Annotated in this window: 26 protein-coding genes and 3 tRNA genes; 12 read left to right on the top strand and 17 right to left on the bottom strand. The window is 32.3% G+C overall.

The features are described from left to right. The first annotated feature begins 167 nt into the window (after nucleotides 1-167). Nucleotides 168-710: a GNAT family N-acetyltransferase gene (locus ACR9ES_RS09705; RefSeq protein WP_435254067.1), complete on the top strand. Its 543-nt coding sequence runs from the start codon at nucleotides 168-170 to the stop codon at nucleotides 708-710. Next, nucleotides 700-1,050 carry a hypothetical protein gene (locus ACR9ES_RS09700; protein WP_274635347.1) on the top strand — a complete coding sequence of 117 codons (351 nt, stop codon included), beginning with the start codon at nucleotides 700-702 and terminating at the stop codon, nucleotides 1,048-1,050. The genes ACR9ES_RS09705 and ACR9ES_RS09700 overlap by 11 nt, the downstream gene beginning before the upstream one ends. Here the strand turns inward: ACR9ES_RS09700 and ACR9ES_RS09695 are convergent, their stop codons facing one another. After that, on the bottom strand, nucleotides 1,051-1,515 hold the full coding sequence (locus ACR9ES_RS09695; RefSeq protein WP_435254066.1) for a CBS domain-containing protein: 465 nt from the start codon (nucleotides 1,513-1,515) through the stop codon (nucleotides 1,051-1,053). Between the two features lie 105 nt (nucleotides 1,516-1,620). Between ACR9ES_RS09695 and ACR9ES_RS09690 the strand changes: the two genes are divergently transcribed. After that, on the top strand, nucleotides 1,621-3,921 hold the full coding sequence (locus tag ACR9ES_RS09690; RefSeq protein ID WP_435254065.1) for a M20/M25/M40 family metallo-hydrolase: 2,301 nt from the start codon (nucleotides 1,621-1,623) through the stop codon (nucleotides 3,919-3,921). 54 nt (nucleotides 3,922-3,975) lie between these two features. On the opposite strand, the gene pyk is transcribed toward ACR9ES_RS09690, so the two are convergent. The 5 genes from pyk to ACR9ES_RS09665 all read right to left on the bottom strand — a co-directional run bounded on the left by pyk (nucleotide 3,976) and on the right by ACR9ES_RS09665 (nucleotide 8,200). Next, nucleotides 3,976-5,403, bottom strand: a complete 1,428-nt coding sequence (pyk, locus tag ACR9ES_RS09685) for a pyruvate kinase (protein WP_298997094.1) — start codon at nucleotides 5,401-5,403, stop codon at nucleotides 3,976-3,978. A gap of 4 nt (nucleotides 5,404-5,407) precedes the next feature. After that, on the bottom strand, nucleotides 5,408-5,878 hold the full coding sequence (locus ACR9ES_RS09680) for an IPExxxVDY family protein (RefSeq protein ID WP_435254064.1): 471 nt from the start codon (nucleotides 5,876-5,878) through the stop codon (nucleotides 5,408-5,410). Nucleotides 5,879-5,962: 84 nt separating this feature from the next. Next, nucleotides 5,963-6,700: a ribonuclease III gene (rnc, locus tag ACR9ES_RS09675; RefSeq protein WP_274634777.1), complete on the bottom strand. Its 738-nt coding sequence runs from the start codon at nucleotides 6,698-6,700 to the stop codon at nucleotides 5,963-5,965. 6 nt (nucleotides 6,701-6,706) lie between these two features. After that, nucleotides 6,707-7,957, bottom strand: coding sequence for a beta-ketoacyl-ACP synthase II (fabF, locus tag ACR9ES_RS09670; protein WP_435254063.1), 1,251 nt, complete (start codon nucleotides 7,955-7,957; stop codon nucleotides 6,707-6,709). 6 nt (nucleotides 7,958-7,963) lie between these two features. After that, nucleotides 7,964-8,200, bottom strand: a complete 237-nt coding sequence (locus ACR9ES_RS09665; protein WP_028891431.1) for an acyl carrier protein — start codon at nucleotides 8,198-8,200, stop codon at nucleotides 7,964-7,966. Between the two features lie 180 nt (nucleotides 8,201-8,380). Here ACR9ES_RS09665 and ACR9ES_RS09660 point away from each other — a divergent pair, with 180 nt between their 5' ends. Next, complete coding sequence (locus ACR9ES_RS09660; RefSeq protein ID WP_435254062.1) at nucleotides 8,381-8,950, top strand: phosphoribosylglycinamide formyltransferase; 570 nt, start codon at nucleotides 8,381-8,383, stop codon at nucleotides 8,948-8,950. Further along, on the top strand, nucleotides 8,943-9,581 hold the full coding sequence (locus ACR9ES_RS09655) for a ribonuclease H family protein (protein WP_274634775.1): 639 nt from the start codon (nucleotides 8,943-8,945) through the stop codon (nucleotides 9,579-9,581). Before ACR9ES_RS09660 ends, ACR9ES_RS09655 begins: the two co-directional genes overlap by 8 nt. Before the next feature lie 49 nt (nucleotides 9,582-9,630). Here the strand turns inward: ACR9ES_RS09655 and ACR9ES_RS09650 are convergent, their stop codons facing one another. Continuing rightward, nucleotides 9,631-9,978, bottom strand: a complete 348-nt coding sequence (locus ACR9ES_RS09650; protein ID WP_274634774.1) for a toxin-antitoxin system YwqK family antitoxin — start codon at nucleotides 9,976-9,978, stop codon at nucleotides 9,631-9,633. A 173-nt stretch (nucleotides 9,979-10,151) separates the two neighbouring features. Here ACR9ES_RS09650 and ACR9ES_RS09645 point away from each other — a divergent pair, with 173 nt between their 5' ends. The 3 genes from ACR9ES_RS09645 (at nucleotide 10,152) to ACR9ES_RS09635 (ending at nucleotide 11,648) form a co-directional block, all read left to right on the top strand. Then, entirely contained in the window at nucleotides 10,152-10,352 is a 201-nt protein-coding gene (locus tag ACR9ES_RS09645; protein ID WP_274634773.1) for a dodecin family protein, read from the top strand. Between the two features lie 76 nt (nucleotides 10,353-10,428). Next, nucleotides 10,429-10,782 (top strand): DUF1304 domain-containing protein, encoded by a 354-nt coding sequence (locus tag ACR9ES_RS09640; RefSeq protein WP_435254061.1) that lies wholly within the window; start codon nucleotides 10,429-10,431, stop codon nucleotides 10,780-10,782. Nucleotides 10,783-10,841: 59 nt separating this feature from the next. After that, the gene (locus ACR9ES_RS09635; protein ID WP_435254060.1) at nucleotides 10,842-11,648 is read left to right on the top strand and encodes a mechanosensitive ion channel family protein; all 807 of its coding nucleotides are present in this window, start codon (nucleotides 10,842-10,844) and stop codon (nucleotides 11,646-11,648) included. Here ACR9ES_RS09635 and tsaB read toward each other — a convergent pair. The 10 genes from tsaB to cyoE form a co-directional block, all read right to left on the bottom strand. Further along, nucleotides 11,645-12,319, bottom strand: a complete 675-nt coding sequence (gene tsaB, locus ACR9ES_RS09630; protein WP_435254059.1) for a tRNA (adenosine(37)-N6)-threonylcarbamoyltransferase complex dimerization subunit type 1 TsaB — start codon at nucleotides 12,317-12,319, stop codon at nucleotides 11,645-11,647. The genes ACR9ES_RS09635 and tsaB overlap by 4 nt on opposite strands. Nucleotides 12,320-12,448: 129 nt before the next feature. After that, nucleotides 12,449-13,816, bottom strand: coding sequence for a TolC family protein (locus ACR9ES_RS09625; protein WP_435254058.1), 1,368 nt, complete (start codon nucleotides 13,814-13,816; stop codon nucleotides 12,449-12,451). A gap of 189 nt (nucleotides 13,817-14,005) precedes the next feature. Continuing rightward, a complete protein-coding gene (locus tag ACR9ES_RS09620) occupies nucleotides 14,006-14,221 on the bottom strand; it encodes a hypothetical protein (protein ID WP_435254057.1) in 216 nt (71 codons plus the stop codon). Beyond that, nucleotides 14,214-14,738: a DUF420 domain-containing protein gene (locus ACR9ES_RS09615; RefSeq protein WP_435254056.1), complete on the bottom strand. Its 525-nt coding sequence runs from the start codon at nucleotides 14,736-14,738 to the stop codon at nucleotides 14,214-14,216. Before ACR9ES_RS09615 ends, ACR9ES_RS09620 begins: the two co-directional genes overlap by 8 nt. Nucleotide 14,739: 1 nt before the next feature. Beyond that, a complete protein-coding gene (locus ACR9ES_RS09610; protein ID WP_274634767.1) occupies nucleotides 14,740-15,387 on the bottom strand; it encodes an SCO family protein in 648 nt (215 codons plus the stop codon). A gap of 13 nt (nucleotides 15,388-15,400) precedes the next feature. After that, complete coding sequence (locus tag ACR9ES_RS09605; protein ID WP_274634766.1) at nucleotides 15,401-16,048, bottom strand: hypothetical protein; 648 nt, start codon at nucleotides 16,046-16,048, stop codon at nucleotides 15,401-15,403. 63 nt (nucleotides 16,049-16,111) lie between these two features. Further along, nucleotides 16,112-16,450, bottom strand: coding sequence for a cytochrome C oxidase subunit IV family protein (locus tag ACR9ES_RS09600; protein WP_274634765.1), 339 nt, complete (start codon nucleotides 16,448-16,450; stop codon nucleotides 16,112-16,114). 19 nt (nucleotides 16,451-16,469) lie between these two features. After that, nucleotides 16,470-17,453: a cytochrome c oxidase subunit 3 gene (locus ACR9ES_RS09595; protein ID WP_274634764.1), complete on the bottom strand. Its 984-nt coding sequence runs from the start codon at nucleotides 17,451-17,453 to the stop codon at nucleotides 16,470-16,472. A 56-nt stretch (nucleotides 17,454-17,509) separates the two neighbouring features. Continuing rightward, nucleotides 17,510-18,094 carry a cytochrome c oxidase subunit 3 gene (locus tag ACR9ES_RS09590; RefSeq protein ID WP_298997154.1) on the bottom strand — a complete coding sequence of 195 codons (585 nt, stop codon included), beginning with the start codon at nucleotides 18,092-18,094 and terminating at the stop codon, nucleotides 17,510-17,512. Beyond that, a complete protein-coding gene (cyoE, locus tag ACR9ES_RS09585; RefSeq protein WP_298997431.1) occupies nucleotides 18,094-18,996 on the bottom strand; it encodes a heme o synthase in 903 nt (300 codons plus the stop codon). Before cyoE ends, ACR9ES_RS09590 begins: the two co-directional genes overlap by 1 nt. 172 nt (nucleotides 18,997-19,168) lie before the next feature. Here cyoE and ACR9ES_RS09580 point away from each other — a divergent pair. The 4 genes from ACR9ES_RS09580 to ACR9ES_RS09565 all read left to right on the top strand — a co-directional run bounded on the left by ACR9ES_RS09580 (nucleotide 19,169) and on the right by ACR9ES_RS09565 (nucleotide 19,938). Then, nucleotides 19,169-19,240 (top strand) — tRNA-Gly (locus ACR9ES_RS09580). A gap of 22 nt (nucleotides 19,241-19,262) precedes the next feature. Then, nucleotides 19,263-19,351, top strand: a tRNA-Leu gene (locus tag ACR9ES_RS09575). Nucleotides 19,352-19,410: 59 nt separating this feature from the next. Next, a tRNA-Leu gene (locus ACR9ES_RS09570) sits at nucleotides 19,411-19,496 on the top strand. A gap of 106 nt (nucleotides 19,497-19,602) precedes the next feature. Next, nucleotides 19,603-19,938, top strand: a complete 336-nt coding sequence (locus ACR9ES_RS09565; protein ID WP_120185760.1) for an arsenosugar biosynthesis-associated peroxidase-like protein — start codon at nucleotides 19,603-19,605, stop codon at nucleotides 19,936-19,938. Nucleotide 19,939 lies beyond the last annotated feature (1 nt).

Here is a 19,939-nt window from a genome sequence, read left to right as displayed (position 1 = left end):
TTTGTTTTTAATGTTAAACAGTTAAGACTCTGTCATTCAAACGAATTGACACTGCAAAGATGAAACATCGTACAAATTAAAAACGGTTAGTAATCATTTGTTTTCGTTTGTAATTGAATGTAATCGTTTAAATATTTTTAATATATTTGAAATCAAACAGTTAGAAGATGAAATTTTATTTAGAAACCGAGCGCTTAATTTTAAGAGAATTTAGAGAAAGTGAAACAGAAGGAATTTTTGAGTTAGACTCAAACGCTGAAGTGCATAAATATTTAGGAAACAATCCAATCACAACCTACAAACAAGCAGAAGATATTATCACATTTTTTGAAGAGCAATACAAAGAAAGAGATATTGGCAGGTTTGCTGCTTTTGAAAAAGAATCAGGAGAATTCATTGGATGGTCAGGATTGAAACTCAATACAGGAGAAAAAGAAGAATTAAACGGATTTACTGATTTTATTGATATCGGTTATCGTTTCATTCCTCGTTTTTGGGGTAAAGGGTATGCTTCTGAATCTGCTTTTGCTTGTTTAGACTTCGGTTTTAAAGAAATGAATTATGATATTATTTACGGTGCTGCCGATGTAGAAAATATTGGTTCTAACAAAATTCTACAAAAAATAGGTTTACAATTTGTAAATAAATTTGATTATAAAGGTGTAGATGTTAACTGGTATGAATTAAAAAAATCAGATTATGGAAAATAAAAAGTGTTTAGAGTGTGGTGAAAAGGTAATCGGACGAATTGATAAAAAATTCTGTTCCGATTACTGTAGAAATGCCTACAATAACAAGGTAAACAAGGATAGTAAAAACCTTATCAGAAATACCAACAACCGCTTACGAAAAAACTATAAAATTCTTTCCGAACTAAATGTTTCTGGCAAAACAAAAGTAACACGTCGTAAACTATTTGATAGGGGTTTCGACTTTAAATTTATCACATCTTTATACACCACAAAAACAGGAAACACCTATTATTATGTGTACGACCAAGGATATTTAGAACTGGAAAATGAATTCTATTTATTAGTTAGACAAGAGTAACTACTTCCAAGTATTTCCTTTAAGTTTCATGGCAGCTATTAACACATCTTTTTGACTGATTTGCCCAACTAGCTTACCGTTTTGAACGATAGGAAAACGTCTTCTACGAGATTGTAAAAATTTATTGGCTGCATCTAATATGTTCGTAGTACCATCTATCGTTTCAACCTCTTTCACCATCGCTCTTCCAACAGTACTATTCTCTATCGGTAAATTATAATATCTGCTATCTGAAATTTGCTTTATACAATCACCTTCTGAAATAATACCTACCAACTCATTATTATCATTTACAACTGGGCCTCCAGATATTTTATTATTAATTAAAATATTAATAGCCTCTTCAATAGTTTGATCTTCCTTAAACGTAATAAGCTTTTTTGTCATATAATCTGACACTAAAATTGGCTCCTTCTCTTTTTCTGGCGGATTATTTCGTTTACCTTGAAAATTGATAATTCCCATAATAATTAGTTTTAGAATAGACTTAAATATACTGATTTTTAACCATTTAAAATTACGTGTGTTAAAAAATAAATTCCCTATTTTTATAAGGGATAAAATTAAACTATGAAAACATCAAGAAATTACCTAGCTGTAATCATTATTATTTTAACAGTTTATTGGAGCTTTAGTGATATGATACCTAGTGTATCATCTAGTAAAAAAGAAATAAAAACCGCTGATTTTTCTGTAGACAACGCGTTATATCATCTAAAAAACATTTCTCAAAAACCACATCATACCGGTACAGAGGAACATAAAATTGTACAAGAATATCTTGTACAAGAATTAAAAAAAATAGGATTAACACCCGAAGTTCAATATCAAACAGCGATTAATAAAAAATGGAGAGCTGCTACAACTGCAGAAAATATTCTTGCTAGAATTAAGGGAAGTGACAGTAACAAAGCTTTGCTACTATTATCACATTACGATTCCAATCCACATTCTTCACTTGGAGCTAGTGACGCGGGTTCTGGTGTGGTAACTATTTTAGAAGGTGTTAGAGCTTACTTAGCAGCAAATAAAACGCCCAAAAACGATATTATCATACTTTTTTCGGATGCAGAAGAAGTAGGGTTACTAGGAGCGCAAGCCTTTGTTGAAAACCACCCTTGGGCAAAAGATGTTGGTTTGGTTTTAAATTTTGAAGCACGTGGTAGTGGTGGATCTAGTTATATGCTGATGGAAACTAACGGAAAAAATAAAATATTACTTACTGAATTTCTGAAAGCGAATCCAAACTATCCTGCCGCCAATTCTTTGATGTATGGAGTATACAAAAAACTACCTAACGATACCGATTTAACGGTTTTTAGAGAAAAAGGGAATGTCAACGGATTTAATTTTGCTTTTATTGATGATCATTTTGATTATCATACCGAACAAGACTCTTACGAACGATTAAACAGAGAAACCTTATTGCATCAAGCAGATTACTTAACTAGTACATTAAACTATTTTGCAGATGCTGACTTAACTAATTTAAACAGTGACACCGACTATATTTATGTCAACTTTCCTTTTACAAAACTTTTAACCTATCCTTTTTCTTGGGTTTTACCTATGTTAATTATTGCCCTAGTTATTTTTATTGCGTTGGTTTTTGTAGGAATTTCAAGAAAAAAAATCACTACTGTTGGAATGTTAAAAGGATTTATCCCATATATCATTTCATTAATAATGTGTATAGGAATATCGTATGGTTTATGGCAATTGCTATTAATTATTCATCCGCAGTATACCGATATATTACACGGATTTACTTATAACGGACATCAATACATCATCGCTTTTGTATTCTTAAACCTTTGGATAATTTTTAAAACTTATTCGTTCTTTAAAGAACACAAAACAACAGATTTATTGGTTGCTCCTATTACCTTTGGATTGGTTGTAAATTACCTTATATACACAAACCTTCCTGGTGCTGGTTTTTTAATTATTCCTGTATATGCTTCATTATTTATTTTAGCAGTTCTACTTTTTATGAATATTAAAAGGGAGTCTAGAGGTACTTTGTTTGCTATTCTATCAATTCCAACTATTTATATGGTTGCCCCAATGGTTCTACTATTTCCTGTTGCTTTAGGTTTAAAAATGCTATTAATTTCTGCTGTACTTTTAGTGCTTCTTTTCGGATTTATGCTTCCTATTTTTCAGCAAGAAAAACTAAAAAATGGGTGGCAAGCTCTTACAGGTTTTATAACCTTATTATTTTTTGTTTTAGCTACTTTTAATAGTGGATTTTCAATAGAAAAGAAAAAACCTAACAGCTTAGTATTCATCCAGAATTCTGATACTAATACTTCGTATTGGGCTAGTCATAATAAAACCCTAGACGGATATACTAAACAGTTTTTTGATGAAGATTCCCCTCAAGGAGGAAAAGATTTGCTTGCTGGAAATAGCAAGTACAATACTTCTTTTAATTATTATAAAAAAACAGAGAATAAAGACATTGCTATTTCTAACATCAATATCAATAAAGACACTATTTATAATGGGAAGAGAAACATCTCTCTTACTATTACACCTACTAGAACTATCGCTAAATATGAATTGTTTACAGCTTCTAAAATTACCTTAACTGACCTAACTATTAACGGTACTTTATACGACTCTGGAAAAGCTTTTACTACTGATAAAGGAACGTTACTTATTTACCAAATGGCAAATACTGATAGCAATTTAACTATTTCTTTTTCTATTGATAAAAATGTAGAACCAGATATTACATTACACGAAATATCTAATGATTTACTATCACATCCTAAGTTTACAATTAAACCAAGAAGTGAAGTAATGATGCCCATGCCTTTTGTGATAAACGATGCTATTATTTGTACTCGAAAGCTTAAACTATAAAACAAAAAAGCTCAACTTTTAAAGTTGAGCTTTTCTATATTTTATTGTCTTTATTTAGTCAATATGTGAAACACGTAAGGTATTTACCATTCCTTTGGCTTCAACAGGCATTGATGATAGATTTATTATAAAATCTCCTGATTTTACAAAACCTTTCTCCTTTGCAATTTCATTAATATCTTCAATTGTGTCATCAGTACTTAACTCTCTATCATAAAAATAAGCTCTAACTCCCCACAACAAATTCAATTTCCCTAAAATTCTCTTTTCAGAAGAAAATGCCAATACGTGTGATTTAGGTCTCCAAGCTGAAATTTGAAAAGCGGTATATCCACTATTCGTTAAAGTAGAGATTGCAGCTGCATTAATATCATCTGCCATTAGTGCTGCATGATGACAAACCGATTTTGTAATGAATCGTTTTGTGCGAATATGTGGCGGTTCTTGCGGAACTTCAATCAAATCTGAAAACTCTACACTACCAATAATTTCAGTCATTTTTTGAATAACTCTTACTGGATGTTTACCAACCGATGTTTCACCTGATAGCATAACTGCGTCAGCCCCATCCATAATAGAATTGGCCACATCATTTACTTCTGCTCTAGTTGGTACCGAATTTTCAATCATGGTCTCCATCATTTGCGTTGCAATAATTACAGGAATTCTCGCTTGTTTAGCTCTACGAACCAACATTTTTTGTATTAAAGGTACATCTTGCATTGGCACTTCAACCCCTAAATCACCACGAGCTACCATTAATCCGTCACAATAAGGGATTAAAGCATCAATATTTTCAACCGCTTCTGGTTTTTCAATCTTAGCAATTACAGGAACTCTATAACGTGATTTCTGCTTAATTAAATCGCGAAGAATACGTAAATCTTCTGGTGTTCTCACAAAAGAAAGTGCAATCCAATCTACCTCTTGTTCTAATGCAAAAACAACATCTTTTTTATCTTTTTCAGTTAAAGCAGGTAATGATATTTTAGTATTAGGTAAGTTTACACCTTTTTTTGATTTTAAAGGACCTCCTACTATAACTTTAGTTACAACTTCTTTCTCTTTGTCTGTTGCAACTACTTCAAATAACAGCTTCCCATCATCAACTAAGATCTTTTCTCCGACTTTTACATCTTTAGGAAAATGTTGATAGGTCATGAAAGCCTTTTCTTGAGTTCCTTCACATTTCTCTGTAGTAAAAATAAAGGTGTCTCCAGCCTTTAACTCTACTCCTTCCTCCATTACCCCTACTCTTAGCTTAGGACCCTGCAAATCGGCTAAAATTGCTACATTATACCCTCTTTCTTCATTAATTTCACGTATTTGACGAATACGCTCTTTTACTACATCATAATCAGCGTGTGAAAAATTAATTCTAAAAACATTAACACCTGCAGCAGCCATATCTGCTAAAACTTCTTTAGTACTGGTTGCTGGACCTAATGTTGCTACAATTTTTGTTTTCTTGTTATGTGGCATATTATTAAAAAATTAAAAAGTCTTTCGACTTTAATGAGTTTACCTCTATTTCATAAGAGGTTATTATTTGTGGAATTTGATTAATATTTACTATTAGTTTTACTATAAAATCGTAATCAAATTCTCCTTCTATCTTTAAAAAAAAATCAACTTTTTTCTTTTCTGGAATCAAATAGCTAGTTGAATCACTTTGACCAAAAAGACTTATTGATTCTGCTTTAAGAGTGTATTTAAATACGTTGGCTATTAAAAACCAATCTTGATCTAATTTTGTGTTTGTATACTCGTATACAACATATGAAGATTCTATATTCTTTTGAAAAAAATCTAAATCGTAATTTGCTCTACGAAGGCTAACTTGTAAATGTTTATTTAACAAATACGCTAACCTATAGTCATTCAAAGTAGTATGGACGCCTATTAACGTGTAATCGTCGTTAGAAAAATCATTAATATTTACCTCATAAATTGGCATAAAAACAACTATTTGCTTTTTGCTAAATTAATGAATGTATCTAAAACAGTGTGTAAATTTTTCGAAAACGTTTTTAAGTAAGTGTTAAGTATTTAACATTTGGCTTTGCATAGCGTAGTACACTCTTTTAGCAGCTATTTCTTCTGCTTTTTTCTTAGAGGTCGCCCTACCTTTTGCTATAATATTACCATCTATACTTACACGTACGCTAAAATGCTTCTTATTCTGATTACCAGAATCTTCATAAGACTCAAACTTGTATTTTTTCTTCTGCTTTTGACACCATTCGATAACAAAACCTTTGTAGCTTGATATTTTACCTTCAAGTCTTTCAATATCTACATAAGGCATTATAACTTGTTCGTAAATAAACTGATGACAATAATTGAACCCTCTATCTAAATAAATAGCTCCGATGAGGGCTTCAAAAATATTTCCATGAATATTGTTACTAACATGTTCTTTGGAAATATTACTTTTTACAAATTTAATTAAGTCCAAATCTTTACCTAAATCATTCAAGTGCTCTCTACTAACAATTTTAGAGCGCATTTGTGTTAAGTACCCTTCGTCTCCATCGGGCACTTTTTTAAATAGGTAAGAAGCGATTACCGTTCCTAAAATAGCATCTCCCAAAAACTCTAAACGTTCATAATTAACTGGATTTCCTTTACTGTCAACTAACTTTAGAGATCTGTGCGTAAACGCTTTTTTATAAAGCGATAACTTAATTGGTTTAAAATTAAGTAACTCTTTTAATTCGTAGTAGAAGTTTTCGTCCTCCTTATTTTGGGGTTTGACAATTCTACGAAGAAAATTCATAAAAGATTAATCTAGTTTTCTAAAGGCTATACAGGCATTATGACCACCAAAACCAAATGTATTGCTCATTGCAACTTTAATCTCTCTTTTTTGAGCTTTGTTTAACGTTAAATTTAACTCTGGGTTGATGTTTTCATCAACGTTAGTGTGATTAATTGTTGGGGGAACAACACCGTGCTCCATGGCTAATAATGAAGCAATAGCTTCAACTGCACCAGCAGCACCTAACAAATGTCCTGTCATAGACTTTGTTGAGTTGATATTAATGTTTTTAGCATGATCTCCAAAAACTTCAGAGATTGCTTTTAACTCTGCAACATCTCCTAAAGGGGTAGAAGTACCGTGAGTGTTGATATGATCTACGTCTTCTGGTTTTATTCCAGCATTTTCAAGACAGTTCTTCATTACAGCAATAACACCTATTCCATCAGGATGTGGTGCCGTCATGTGGTAAGCATCCGAAGATAACCCTCCACCTATAACTTCAGCATAAATTTTAGCTCCACGAGCTTTGGCATGTTCGTATTCTTCTAAGATAATAGCTCCCGCTCCTTCACCTAATACAAACCCGTCACGCTCAGCATCAAATGGTCTTGAAGCTGTTTCTGGACTCTCATTTCTAGTAGATAAAGCGTGCATAGCATTAAAACCTCCCATACCAGCAATTGTAACTGCAGCTTCACTACCACCTGTTACAACTACATCACAATGACCAAGTCTAATGTAATTTAATGCATCAATCATTGCATTTGCAGATGATGCACAAGCAGATACCGTAGTATAGTTAGGCCCCATAAATCCATTTTTAATAGAAATATTTCCTGGAGCAATATCTGCAATCATCTTTGGAATAAAGAATGGGTTAAATCGAGGTGAGCCGTCACCTTCAGCATAGCTTAACACTTCGTTTTGAAATGTTTCTAAACCTCCGATACCAGCGCCCCAAATAACACCAACTCTTAATTTGTTTACTTCGTCTAAGTTTAACTTCGCATCAGCAATTGCTTCATCAGAGGCAACCATTGCATATTGAGTAAACCTATCCATTTTACGCGCTTCTTTTCTGTTAATGAATTCAGTCGCGTCGAAGTTTTTAAGTTCACATGCGAAACGAGTTTTGAACTTGGCAGCATCAAAATACGTTATAGGTGCTGCTCCGCTAACTCCGTTAACTAAGCTATTCCAATACTCTTCTTTATTGTTTCCTATTGGCGTTAATGCGCCAAGTCCAGTTACTACAACTCGTTTTAATTGCATATAATCTTATTTTTTTGCGTCTTCAATATAGCTAATCGCTTGACCTACAGTACCAATGTTTTCTGCTTGATCATCTGGAATTTGGATATCAAATTCTTTTTCGAATTCCATGATTAACTCAACTGTATCTAAAGAATCTGCTCCTAAATCGTTTGTGAAGCTTGCTTCGTTAGTTACTTCGTTATCGTCTACTCCTAATTTGTCTACGATAATTGCTTTTACTCTTGATGCAATGTCTGACATAATTTGTTTGTTTTAAAATTTAAAATCGTGGCAAAAATACAAATCTTAGTTATTAATTCTAACTTTTGCACAAAAATGTGATGTCTAAATTAAAAAAAATACCTGAATATTTTGCTACAAATACCACCATTGTTAATAATTATTCTTTTTTTTGTAGTAACAAAACAACTGATTTTTAACATGAAACGCATCGTAATTTTTGCTTCAGGATCGGGTTCTAACGCCGAAAACATCATAAAACACTTCAATTCAACTCAAACTGCAATTGTTACTCACGTGCTCTCTAACAATGAACATGCCAAAGTTTTTGACCGTTGCGAAAGACTAGGAATAGACGCATCGCTCTTTGATAGAGAAAGTTTTACAAAAGATGACACTGTTTTGAATTTCTTGCATGTAGAAGCCGATTTTATCGTGTTAGCAGGCTTTTTATGGCGTATTCCTGCTAAAATTGTTGAAGCTTTCCCTAATAAAATCATCAATATTCATCCTGCATTATTACCAAAGTATGGTGGGAAAGGCATGTATGGAATGCATGTTCATAAGGCTGTAAAAGAAAATAATGAACCTGAAACAGGTATTACCATCCATTATGTGAATGAAAATTATGATGAAGGTGCTATTATTTTCCAAGCTAAAACGGCTGTTTCTTCTGAAGATACCCCAGAAACGATTGCTCAAAAAGTTCACGAGTTAGAATATGAGCATTTTCCGAAGGTGATTGAAGAGGTAATTTTACAAAATGAGTAAAAAGAAAAAATACTACGTTGTTTGGAAAGGGAAAAAAACGGGTGTTTTTTCATCTTGGGATGCTTGTAAAAAACAAATTGATGGTTTCACAGGAGCTCAATACAAGGCTTTTGCCGATAAAAAAGAGGCAGAACTTGCGTTGAGTAAAAGCTATAACGAGTACAAAGGGAAAGACACAAAAAAACCTACTTTATCTGCTACAGAAAAAGCTAAATATGGAACTCCTATTCTAGAAAGCATCTCGGTTGATGCTGCTTGTGCTGGTAATCCTGGAATAATGGAATACCGAGGTGTACTTACCCACAGTAAAAAAGAAATTTTTAGAATGGGGCCTTTTAAGAATGGAACCAACAATATTGGTGAGTTTTTGGCTTTGGTTCACGGAATTGCTTTACTAAAAAGTAAAAAAATGGATACTTATCCTATTTATTCCGATTCAAAAATTGCCATGAGTTGGGTTAAAAAGAAACAATGCAGAACAAATATTGTTTTTGACAGCTCTAACAAAGAGATATTAGATTTAATAAAACGTGCCGAAAAATGGCTACAAGAAAATTCTTATAAAAATCCATTGTTAAAATGGGAAACCAAGGCATGGGGCGAAATTCCTGCCGATTTTGGAAGAAAATAAAAAACCGAGCAAATTGCTCGGTTTTTTATTTTTTATTCAAGTAACAACCTTACTTAACTGCCATTTTGGTTTCTTCTTTCCAAGTTTGAACACTAGCAATAGTATTGTCTTTAAAGTCGATTTCTTTTAAACCGTCTTCTTTCCACATAAACCATTTTCCTACTTTTTTACCAGCTTCATAATGACCAATAGCCACTTTGTTACCTTTTGTATCAAAAGACGTCCAAGTACCTTCTAACTTTTTATCTTTGAAAAAACCTTGTTCTTTAATAGCACCATTTTCGTAATAATACGTGACTTTCACTAACTCTCCTGTTACTTCATATTTTGGCTCTACTTCTTGAGCTTGTAACAATCCTACCGACAACATGCATACTGCTAATACTAATTTTTTCATAATCTAAATCTTTTAAAGTTAATACCTGATAACACAAATATACAAAAATTTTACATATTTGAAACATTTACGTAACATTAACTTAACATTAAAAATATAATTGATTGATTTTAAGGAAAATAAAAGATCAAAACCCTTATATTTACATAACAATTATAAAAAAACGAGAAATTATGGCTGTAATGAAAGTTATTGAAATCTTAGCAAACTCTGAAAAGAGTTGGGAAGATGCTACAAAAAAAGCGATTAAACAAGCTTCAAAATCGGTAAAAGGGATTAAGTCTGCCTTTGTGCAATCACAAAGTGTGGTTGTAAATAATGATGAAGTCACAGAGTTTAGAGTAAATCTTAAGGTTACTTTTGAAGTAAAATAACCGAAAACATGTACTAACTATCATTTGCGGTTTTGATTAATTATTTTCGAAACCGCAAATTTAATTTTATAACATTATGAATGGTATACAATACACTTTAATAGTTTTTGTTTCATTGATTCATATTTACATCGTAATACTTGAAATGTTTTTATGGACGCATCCTAAAGGCATAAAAACCTTCGGACTAAAATCTAAACAATTTGCCGAAGAAACTAAAGTATTAGCCGCCAATCAAGGATTGTATAATGGCTTTTTAGCAGCTGGTTTAATCTGGTCTATGATTTCACAAAAAAACGATGTTGCTATATTTTTTCTAATCTGTGTATTTATTGCAGGTCTTTATGGTTCTTTTTTTACAAAAAAACCTCGTATTTTTGCCATTCAGTCTATCCCAGCTTTATTAGCGTTAGCTAGTTTAATTCTATAGATAAAAACCAACCACTACTAATAAAATCAATTATTAATCACTAAAATTTACCATAACTAATGGAAAAGTATTTAGAAAAATTTCAAGAGTTAATAGTCACCTATGCCCCAAAAGCGATTATGGCTATTATTATTTACATTGTCGGTTCTTATATTATTAGCCTACTACTTAGAACCACCAAAAAAGTAATGATTAAAAGAGAAGTTGACATCACACTTCAAAAATTCTTAATCAACTTATTAAACTGGACATTAAAAATCCTTTTAATAATTACTGTGATTGCAAAACTTGGGGTAGAAACGACTTCATTTGCAGCAATATTAGCTTCTGCTGGTTTAGCTGTTGGTTTAGCGCTACAAGGTTCTTTAGGTAATTTTGCTGGTGGGGTTTTAATTATGCTTTTTAAACCATTTAAGGTTGGCGACTTAATACAAGCTCAAGGTGAAACTGGTGTTGTAAAAGAAATAGAAATTTTTACTACTAAACTTACTGGTTTATCAAACAGAGAAATAATTATTCCTAACGGTTCTTTATCAAACGGAAATATTATTAATTTTTCTTCGGAAGGAACTCGTAGAGTTGATTTAGTTTTTGGAGTTTCTTATGACGCAGATATTAAACAAACCAAAGAAGTGTTGATGAATGTTCTTACTTCACACCCAAAAATATTAAAAGACCCAGCTCCTACTGTTAATGTATTAGAGTTAGCAGATAGCTCAGTAAATTTTGCTGTAAGACCTTGGTGTAAAACAGAAGATTACTGGGGTGTTTACTTTGATGTAACCGAAAATACTAAAATAGCCTTAGACAAAGCTGGAATCGAAATTCCATATCCACACTCTGTGGAAATTCACAAAGAGAATTAACGCTTTTTTTCGGGCGTTACCACAAAATCTTTCAAATAAAAAGGTTCAAAATAAGCGACATCTTCGATGTCGTTTTTTTTGTACTTATCGTAACTTAATTGTGCCATTTCTTTTGCTGAAGGATGTTTACTGTCAATAAAAACAGCATTTTCATGTGTTATAACTTCTTTACACTTCTCTGCCCCATCTCCTAAAAAATATACTTTTCCTTCTGGCAAATATTCTTGAAAAGAGTTTTCATCAATAACTTCAGCTTTAATTTCTCTTAACTGATTATAATTACTATCGTAAACAGCCGCATAAACTTCCATACGACGTGCATCTAACATTGGTACAATTACCCCATTATCTACAGTAGCTTTGTGAGCTAAAGAGTGCAATGTTTCTATAGAAATTAAAGGTTTATCAAAGGCAAAACATAATCCTTTAGCAGCAGAAACTCCGATACGCAAACCTGTATAAGAACCTGGTCCTTTACTTACAGCTACAGCATCAATATCATTGAAAGATATTTTAGCTTCCTCTACCACTTGTTGAATAAATGGATGTAGTTTTTCAGCATGAGAATAATTACCATCATTCAACTCTTGTAAAACAAGGGTTACTCCATCTTTTGCTATACTAACCGAGCAATTTTTAGTTGCTGTTTCTATGTTTAAGATTGTTGCCAAACTGAAATTATTTTTGGCAAAGATACATTTTTATAAAGTCGAGTAAAAAATCATTACATGTCTTATAAAGAAAAACCCCGTTAGCATAAATCTAACGAGGTTCTTCCAACAATAAATATCTTTTTCTTATTAATCTACGATTGATTCACCATAGTAGAATTTTAATACTTTCGTTTTAAATACATAATCGTATTTTGCTCTAATCATTGCTCCTTCAGCATTTACTAAACGATTACGAACTTGATCAAAATCAAATTGAGTCATTGATCCGTAATCATAACTTACTTGTGCGTTTTTAAACGCTTCTTTTTGAGCTTCTAAAGATATTTCCGCCGCTTCAAAAGTTTTTGCTGCTGCTTTAGCATCTAAAAAAGCACTTTCAATTTCTTGTTGCAACTGCAATTTTTGATTTTCAAGAGCTAACTCTGAAACCTCTTTATCAATAGTAGATTTAGCTACTCTGTTTTTTGTTTGAAAACGATTAAATATTGGAACATTTAACGAAACCCCTACTCCGTAACTTAAATTATTATCTAATTGCTTAAAAAAACCATAAGACTCATATATAGGTAATTGTGTCACTGGATCAACTCCAATAACTCTTCTATCAGGCTCTCCAAATACTGTAAAATAAGAAGTACCTGCATTTGCTGAATAGGTTAAGGTTGGTAAATAAGCCCCTTTAGCTAATTCTATTCCTAAATCTGCGTTTTCAAGGTTTAATTCTGCCCTTTCTATATCTGGCCATTGTGTTAATGCTTTTTCGTATACGACACTAGAATTGTCATACAATAAAGCTGCTGATGGTGACCCTACTTCAATATCTGCAATAGCAAAATCTTCTGAAGAAACCTGTAACAACTGACTTAATCTAAGTAAGGCAATACTTAATGTGTTTTCTTGTATCACTACATTTTGGACATCATTAGCTGCCGTAGACTCTACATTTAATAAATCTCCTTTAGGTATTGCTCCTCCTTCATATTGAGCTTTTGCTCTTTCAATTTGTTTTTTACTTATTTCGGCTTGAACTTTTGCCACGGCAAGGTTTTCTTTTGCAAACAGTACATTTAAGTATTCATTTACTACGTTTAAAGAAATGTCATTTTCTATTTTCGCTAAGTCTAACTCACTCCCTTTAACATTAAGTAAAGCTTGTTTTTTAGAGTTTAAGTTTCTAAAACCATTGAAAATAGTTCCTTGAGTTCCTAAAGTGAAATTTGTTGAATACCTATCTTGACTGGTATTAACTCCGCTAACACCTGAAGACAATCCAAAAGATCCTCTATGAGAATTACTAAATCCTAAATCAGGCAAAAAATTTCCTTTAGCGATCTCAACATCCTTTTCTGCTAAATTTACATTTAACCGATTTTGTTTAATCGTTATGTTGTTTTTAAGAGCGTAATCTACACACTCTTTTAAGGTCCATTGTTTTTGAGAAAAAACAGCTAATGAGGTAAATATAGCTGTGAATAGTGCAATTTTAGTTTTCAAAAGACAAATATTTTTTGTTTAAATTATTAGCTAGTTGATATTTCAAAAACAGAAATATATCATTTTATTATTAAAAAGTAAACCTTTAAACAGTTTAAAATCAACAATAAAAAACAGTTAACTATTTTTAACTGCCTCTATATGACGATTAAAAATATAATTTGTTACAAAAAACTTTGCTAAATTAAATTACTCTTCACCTTTCTTTTTATGACGGTAAATAAAATAAAAAAGTGTTCCCACTAAGATATATGGAAAAACCATTAAGTAAGTAATTCCGTTATTCACTCCTTCGGCAACAGAAGGATTATCTCCTTCAATAACAGCTTTGCACATGGCACACTGTGCAGATGTGTTTAATGTGAAGAACAATAATAATGCTAATACTACAAGTTTTTTATACATAATAAGGTGATATCATTAAATACACTACAACTCCTGTTACCGCCACATACAACCACAATGGAAATGTAATTTTTGCTATTTTTTTATGCTGAGGAAAATTACCTAATCGCGCTCTCATGAAAGTGATTAATACTAACGGAATAATTATAATAGATAATAAAATATGTGTTATTAAAATAAAGAAATACACATATCTTATTGTTCCTTCTCCTCCAAATGGTGTTGAATTAGAGGTCATGTGGTAAGCCACATACATTACTAAAAATAACGCAGAACAAATTATTGCTGTTGTATTTAACTGCTCGTGTAATTTTCTTTTACCGTTTTTAATAGCCACAACAGAAGCAACTAATAATACAGCTGTAAATCCGTTAATACTGGCATAAATAGGGGGTAAAAACGACAACGGTTCTACATTCGGTATTTTAATACCAAACAACGCTGCTACTGCAATAGGAACCACAATAGAAACTATTGTAATAAACCTCTTATATTTTTTTTCTTCTGTAGTACTCATGTTATTCTTTTAATAATAACTTAATATCTTCTTTCAACTCTGTTATTTGATCACCAAAACCATGCTCGTCTAATGCTCTGTAATACATTATCGGATTTCCGTTTTCATCGTATCGTGATCTTATATATCCATCTTTATCTACTAAAGCAAATAATCCTGAATGTTCGAATCCGCCATGACTAACTTCTCCTTTACCAGCGTATAACTTAAATCCTTCGTTAGACAACTCATATACTACATCATCTCCTTTTCCGGTTAACATATGCCAGTTTTTATGGTTTATACCATTGTTCTTAGCATATTCTTTTAATTGATGTGGAGTATCTATATCTGGAGTAATTGAAAACGAAGCGATTCCGAAATTAGGATTCCCCATAAATTCGTTTTGAATTTCTACCATTTTTTGATTCATCAATGGACATATTGTTGGACATGTAGCAAAGAAAAATTCAACTACATATACCTTTCCTTCATAATCTTTATTGGTAATTACTTTCTCATCTTGATTGATAAACTCAAAATCTGGCACCTTGTTAAACTTGTGCAAGTTCGCTGTTTGAAAGTGTGCTATAATTTTAGGAATAGCATAAATTCCGAAAAGTAAAACGATTAATGAAATACCTACGTAAGAATAATTCTGTTTTTTCATGACTCAAGTCTAATTAAATCTGTCTGTCTGCGTTGTTCTTTTTTAATGCTAAACGATATTCTGCCAATACAACCTTAACATCGTCTTTCATTTTATTATTCAACTCTGCTACCGAAGTCATATTGTACCCAAACAACTTTCCATCAGCGCTATCTTCATCATCATCTCTTCCTCTTAAATTTCCTTCCTTATCAATAATAAAAGCTTTAGATGAGTGCAGTTTATTATCTAATGATTGGTTTGTTTTAAAGCTATCATACAATACTTCAATTTCGGTATCAGACGCATAAACAAACTTCCAGCTAATCATATTGGTATAAGCGCCAATTTCTTTTTCAAGTTTTTCAACATCGTCTTTAACTTCAGGAGAAGCTATTACAATTAGTTGAAAGTCTTTAAATCCGTAAAATGGTTTGTATATTTTTTCGTTAAGATTGAATAATTCCCCTTTTACTTCCTCTACATTCTTTCCTAAAAAAGTAACAATTGATATTTTTTTATCAAATTGATGTTGTTTACTTACTGATGATATATCAATTACATTTTCTGTAAGCACCGGTAATTTTGCGAAATTATTGATTCCTAGTGACAAAAAAATATAAAACAATAGCGGCACTATAAAAAGCGCTAACAGTACAATGTATTTTCTTGTTTTATCCATTTTACTAAATCTTATATACAAAAAGAGGCGGTTAACACCACCTCTTTTCTCATTTTATTTTGATTACCACTTTACTAATGGTGCTAATGTATCGTATAAGTAATCACCTTCTATTAACACTAGTGTTACTAAATAACATATTAAGAAAACACCTGTCCAAACAATGGCTCTTCTTAACCATGGTTTTTCTCCTTCTAAGTGCATAAATGCCCAAGCAATATAATATGCTTTTACTATTGTTAAGATGATAAATATCCAGTTTAACCAACTAGTACCCCAACCGTGTAAGTGTAAAGCAGCAGGTTTAATAATACCTAAAACTACTTCTACTGTTGTTACTATGGTTAAGATTGCTAAAACAATCCAAATTCTTTTTGTATTTGATTCGTGTGCGTGACCCATTTTTACTATTGTTTTTTGATTATACTAAGTAGAAGAAGGTAAATACGAATACCCAAACTAAATCTACAAAGTGCCAATATAAACCTACTTTTTCAACCATTTCGTAACTTCTTCTACGCTCGTACGTACCTAATACAACGTTAAAGAAGATAATGATATTTAAGATAATTCCTGAAAATACGTGGAATCCGTGGAAACCAGTAATAAAGAAGAAGAAATCAGCAAAAATAGGGTTACCGTATTCGTTCTCTATTAAGTTTGCTCCTTCAACAACTTTTGTTGCTGTAGCTAACTTAGCGATACTTTCTTCTCTTGATAAAACAATTTTTTGTTTCGTTTCAGGATTAATTCTTTCGATTCTAATTAATAAAGAAGGATCTGCTTTAAAAGCTTCTTGAACTTGAGCTACTGAATATTGAGAAATTGTTGCTTCGTCTACAAACCACAATCCATTTTCTCTTTGGTGTTGAACTCTTCCGTCTTTTCTATCATTATGAACAAAATCAGCCAATGCTATTTGATGTCCGTCTTTTACAAATTGTAAAATATGGTTATCGGCAGTTTTAACAGCTCCGTAAGAACCGTTAATGAAGTTTTTCCATTCCCAAGCCTGAGAACCTACGAAAATAATACCAAAAACGATGGTAGCAAACATGTACCAAGCTACTTTTTTCTTTTGCATTTTATGACCTGCATCTACCGCTAACACCATTGTTACCGATGATACAATTAAAATAAATGTCATTAATGCTACGTAATACATTGGCGCATGAACACCGTGTAAACCAGGAAAGTGTGTAAATACCTCATCAGCAATAGGCCAAGAGTCAATAAACTTAAAACGTGTTAAACCATACGCTGCTAAAAAGCCCGAAAAAGTTAATGCATCAGATACGATGAAAAACCACATCATCATTTTCCCATAACTAGCGCCAAATGGTTTTACACCACCTCCGCCCCAGGTCTCTTTGTTGTCAGAATTTACAGCAATATTTGCTCCCATAAATCTCTTTTTGTTAATTTTTGTTTAATCAGTGCGCCAAAATTACGCATTTTTCATCATCTAATAAAATAGAAAAAGAAAAATAGGTAAATCCACAATACATCTACAAAATGCCAAAAGATTGCACCTAGTTCAAATCCAAGCATATTGCTTGATGTATACTTCTTTTTAAAATGATTATAAATAACAACTAATAACACGATTACCCCTGCTAGTAAGTGTAAAACGTGCATAAATGTTATTCCTATTATAAACGATGTTGATACTGTACTTTCAGGTCCAGTAAAATATAATCCTGTATTTTTTAATTCATTAAATCCTACCCATTGATACCATACAAAGCCTAAACCTAACACCAATGTAACTAATAATAAAATGAAAGAACCTTTAATATTGTCTTTTTTCAATAAGTTTTGAGAGAAAAACAACGTAATACTACTTAGTACAATTAACACGGTACTAATGTAAAATGCCTGAGGTAAATCGAAGGTAACCCAATCTTCACGATTCATACTTACTACATAAGCACTGGTTAACCCTGCAAAAAACATAACCATACTTACCATGGAAATCCATAGCATTGGTTTAGCCGATTTACGTTTAGCTACTTTTAATTCTTCTTGTAACGATTGTTCACTCATTAGTGTAAAAATTTATCTACCACATATATAATGGGTACTATTGTAATATAAAAAACACTTGCCAACATCAATTTACGTGCATCTGTGTTTTTTTCTGTTTTATATAATTGTATTGCGTAATACAACATTAACAATCCTAATAATAGAATAATTACTGCTGTTAACGGATATATATATAAATCTCCTGTTACTTTTAACACAGGTGCAATTGACATTAAAATCATTATGCAGGTATAAAAAATAATTTGCACCACAGCGCCTTTGTCTTTTTTATCCATTGGCAACATGTGCAAGCCTGCCTTGTTATATTCTTCAAACTGTAACCAACCAATAGCCCAAAAATGAGGAAACTGCCAAAAAAACTGAATCATAAATAAGAACCCAGCTTCAATACCAAATTTACCTGTTGCTGCTACCCATCCTAACATAAAAGGAATCGCTCCAGGAATTGCCCCTACAAATACTGCTAAAGGTGTTACTGCTTTTAATGGTGTGTAAGCACTTGTATATAAAAAGATAGAAATCGCCCCAAATAAAGCACATTTCGGATCTATAATATATAAAATTGCAATACCCGCTATCGTAAAAAGAGTTGCTATAGTTAATGCTACGATCGTAGACATTCTTCCAGAAGGTAACGGACGATTTTTTGTGCGTTGCATTACCGCATCAATATCCTTTTCTATTACCTGATTAAAAGCATTAGATGCACCTACCATTAAATAGCCTCCTAAAGCTAATAATATTATAGTAGTATAATCAATTGTTTCTGCTCCTAATAAATATCCTGTAACAGATGTAAAAACTACACTTATAGATAATCCAACTTTAGTTAATTGCTTAAAATCTTTAACTATTGATTTTACAGAGGGTTTAGTATGTACAGATGAAACAGAATTCACTTCTAATTTTAAAAATTTTTGCAAAGATATTCCATTCTTATTGAACCACCATAAATTTTTATTGGAATTAAAATTGAAAAAAATTAAAAAGCGCTTTGTAATTAAAAAAAAAGTTTTATATTTGCACCCGCATTCAAAGCAATGCACGTTCATTAAAATAATAAATGACTACGCGAAAGTAGCTCAGGGGTAGAGCATCACCTTGCCAAGGTGAGGGTCGCGGGTTCAAATCCCGTCTTTCGCTCAAGCCTTTTTTAAAAGAGTATGCTGAAGTGGTGGAATTGGTAGACACGTTGGACTTAAAATCCAATGAGCCGTAATGCTCGTGCGGGTTCAAGTCCCGCCTTCAGTACCAAGAAACCTCACTTGTATGAGTGAGGTTTCATTTTAAAAGTAGTCATTAACAAAGCATACGCTGAAGTGGTGGAATTGGTAGACACGTTGGACTTAAAATCCAATGGGCCGTAATGCCCGTGCGGGTTCAAGTCCCGCCTTCAGTACAAAAGCCTTAACAAATTTGTTAAGGCTTTTTTTGTATCTATACTTTTCATAATATTGCTTGTAAAGTATCAATAAACGTCTCGTCTAACCCCCAAAATAAAATACATGTCAAAAACATATTACGATCCTGCCGACTTACGAAAGTTTGGTAAAATTACTGAGTGGAGTGAAGAATTAGGAAACAAGTTTTTCGAATACTACGGAAAAGTCTTTGAAGAAGGCGCCTTAACGGCACGCGAAAAAAGCTTAATAGCTTTAGCTGTTGCGCATACTGAGCAATGCCCTTATTGTATTGATGCTTATACTAAAGACGGATTGCAACGCGGAATCACTAAAGAAGAAATGATGGAAGCCATTCATGTAGGAGCTGCCATTAAAAGTGGTGCTACTTTAGTACACGGAGTTCAAATGATGAACAAAGTGAACAAACTAGAAATGTAAG

The sequence above is a fragment of the Tenacibaculum sp. A30 genome (assembly GCF_051200845.1).
Lineage (GTDB): Bacteria > Bacteroidota > Bacteroidia > Flavobacteriales > Flavobacteriaceae > Polaribacter.
Note: the sequence above shows the minus strand (reverse complement) of the source record. Positions and strands in the feature narration are given on the sequence as shown.

Excerpts from the sequence above, each read along its gene's own strand:
- ACR9ES_RS09705 (WP_435254067.1), top strand. The coding sequence starts at position 168 with ATGAAATTTTATTTAGAAACCGAGCGCTTAATTTTAAGAGAATTTAGA.
- ACR9ES_RS09700 (WP_274635347.1), top strand. The coding sequence starts at position 700 with ATGGAAAATAAAAAGTGTTTAGAGTGTGGTGAAAAGGTAATCGGACGA.
- ACR9ES_RS09695 (WP_435254066.1), bottom strand. The coding sequence starts at position 1,515 with ATGGGAATTATCAATTTTCAAGGTAAACGAAATAATCCGCCAGAAAAA.
- ACR9ES_RS09690 (WP_435254065.1), top strand. The coding sequence starts at position 1,621 with ATGAAAACATCAAGAAATTACCTAGCTGTAATCATTATTATTTTAACA.
- pyk (WP_298997094.1), bottom strand. The coding sequence starts at position 5,403 with ATGCCACATAACAAGAAAACAAAAATTGTAGCAACATTAGGTCCAGCA.
- ACR9ES_RS09680 (WP_435254064.1), bottom strand. The coding sequence starts at position 5,878 with ATGCCAATTTATGAGGTAAATATTAATGATTTTTCTAACGACGATTAC.
- rnc (WP_274634777.1), bottom strand. The coding sequence starts at position 6,700 with ATGAATTTTCTTCGTAGAATTGTCAAACCCCAAAATAAGGAGGACGAA.
- fabF (WP_435254063.1), bottom strand. The coding sequence starts at position 7,957 with ATGCAATTAAAACGAGTTGTAGTAACTGGACTTGGCGCATTAACGCCA.
- ACR9ES_RS09665 (WP_028891431.1), bottom strand. The coding sequence starts at position 8,200 with ATGTCAGACATTGCATCAAGAGTAAAAGCAATTATCGTAGACAAATTA.
- ACR9ES_RS09660 (WP_435254062.1), top strand. The coding sequence starts at position 8,381 with ATGAAACGCATCGTAATTTTTGCTTCAGGATCGGGTTCTAACGCCGAA.
- ACR9ES_RS09655 (WP_274634775.1), top strand. The coding sequence starts at position 8,943 with ATGAGTAAAAAGAAAAAATACTACGTTGTTTGGAAAGGGAAAAAAACG.
- ACR9ES_RS09650 (WP_274634774.1), bottom strand. The coding sequence starts at position 9,978 with ATGAAAAAATTAGTATTAGCAGTATGCATGTTGTCGGTAGGATTGTTA.
- ACR9ES_RS09645 (WP_274634773.1), top strand. The coding sequence starts at position 10,152 with ATGGCTGTAATGAAAGTTATTGAAATCTTAGCAAACTCTGAAAAGAGT.
- ACR9ES_RS09640 (WP_435254061.1), top strand. The coding sequence starts at position 10,429 with ATGAATGGTATACAATACACTTTAATAGTTTTTGTTTCATTGATTCAT.
- ACR9ES_RS09635 (WP_435254060.1), top strand. The coding sequence starts at position 10,842 with ATGGAAAAGTATTTAGAAAAATTTCAAGAGTTAATAGTCACCTATGCC.
- ACR9ES_RS09620 (WP_435254057.1), bottom strand. The coding sequence starts at position 14,221 with ATGTATAAAAAACTTGTAGTATTAGCATTATTATTGTTCTTCACATTA.
- ACR9ES_RS09615 (WP_435254056.1), bottom strand. The coding sequence starts at position 14,738 with ATGAGTACTACAGAAGAAAAAAAATATAAGAGGTTTATTACAATAGTT.
- ACR9ES_RS09610 (WP_274634767.1), bottom strand. The coding sequence starts at position 15,387 with ATGAAAAAACAGAATTATTCTTACGTAGGTATTTCATTAATCGTTTTA.
- ACR9ES_RS09605 (WP_274634766.1), bottom strand. The coding sequence starts at position 16,048 with ATGGATAAAACAAGAAAATACATTGTACTGTTAGCGCTTTTTATAGTG.
- ACR9ES_RS09600 (WP_274634765.1), bottom strand. The coding sequence starts at position 16,450 with ATGGGTCACGCACACGAATCAAATACAAAAAGAATTTGGATTGTTTTA.
- ACR9ES_RS09595 (WP_274634764.1), bottom strand. The coding sequence starts at position 17,453 with ATGGGAGCAAATATTGCTGTAAATTCTGACAACAAAGAGACCTGGGGC.
- ACR9ES_RS09590 (WP_298997154.1), bottom strand. The coding sequence starts at position 18,094 with ATGAGTGAACAATCGTTACAAGAAGAATTAAAAGTAGCTAAACGTAAA.
- ACR9ES_RS09565 (WP_120185760.1), top strand. The coding sequence starts at position 19,603 with ATGTCAAAAACATATTACGATCCTGCCGACTTACGAAAGTTTGGTAAA.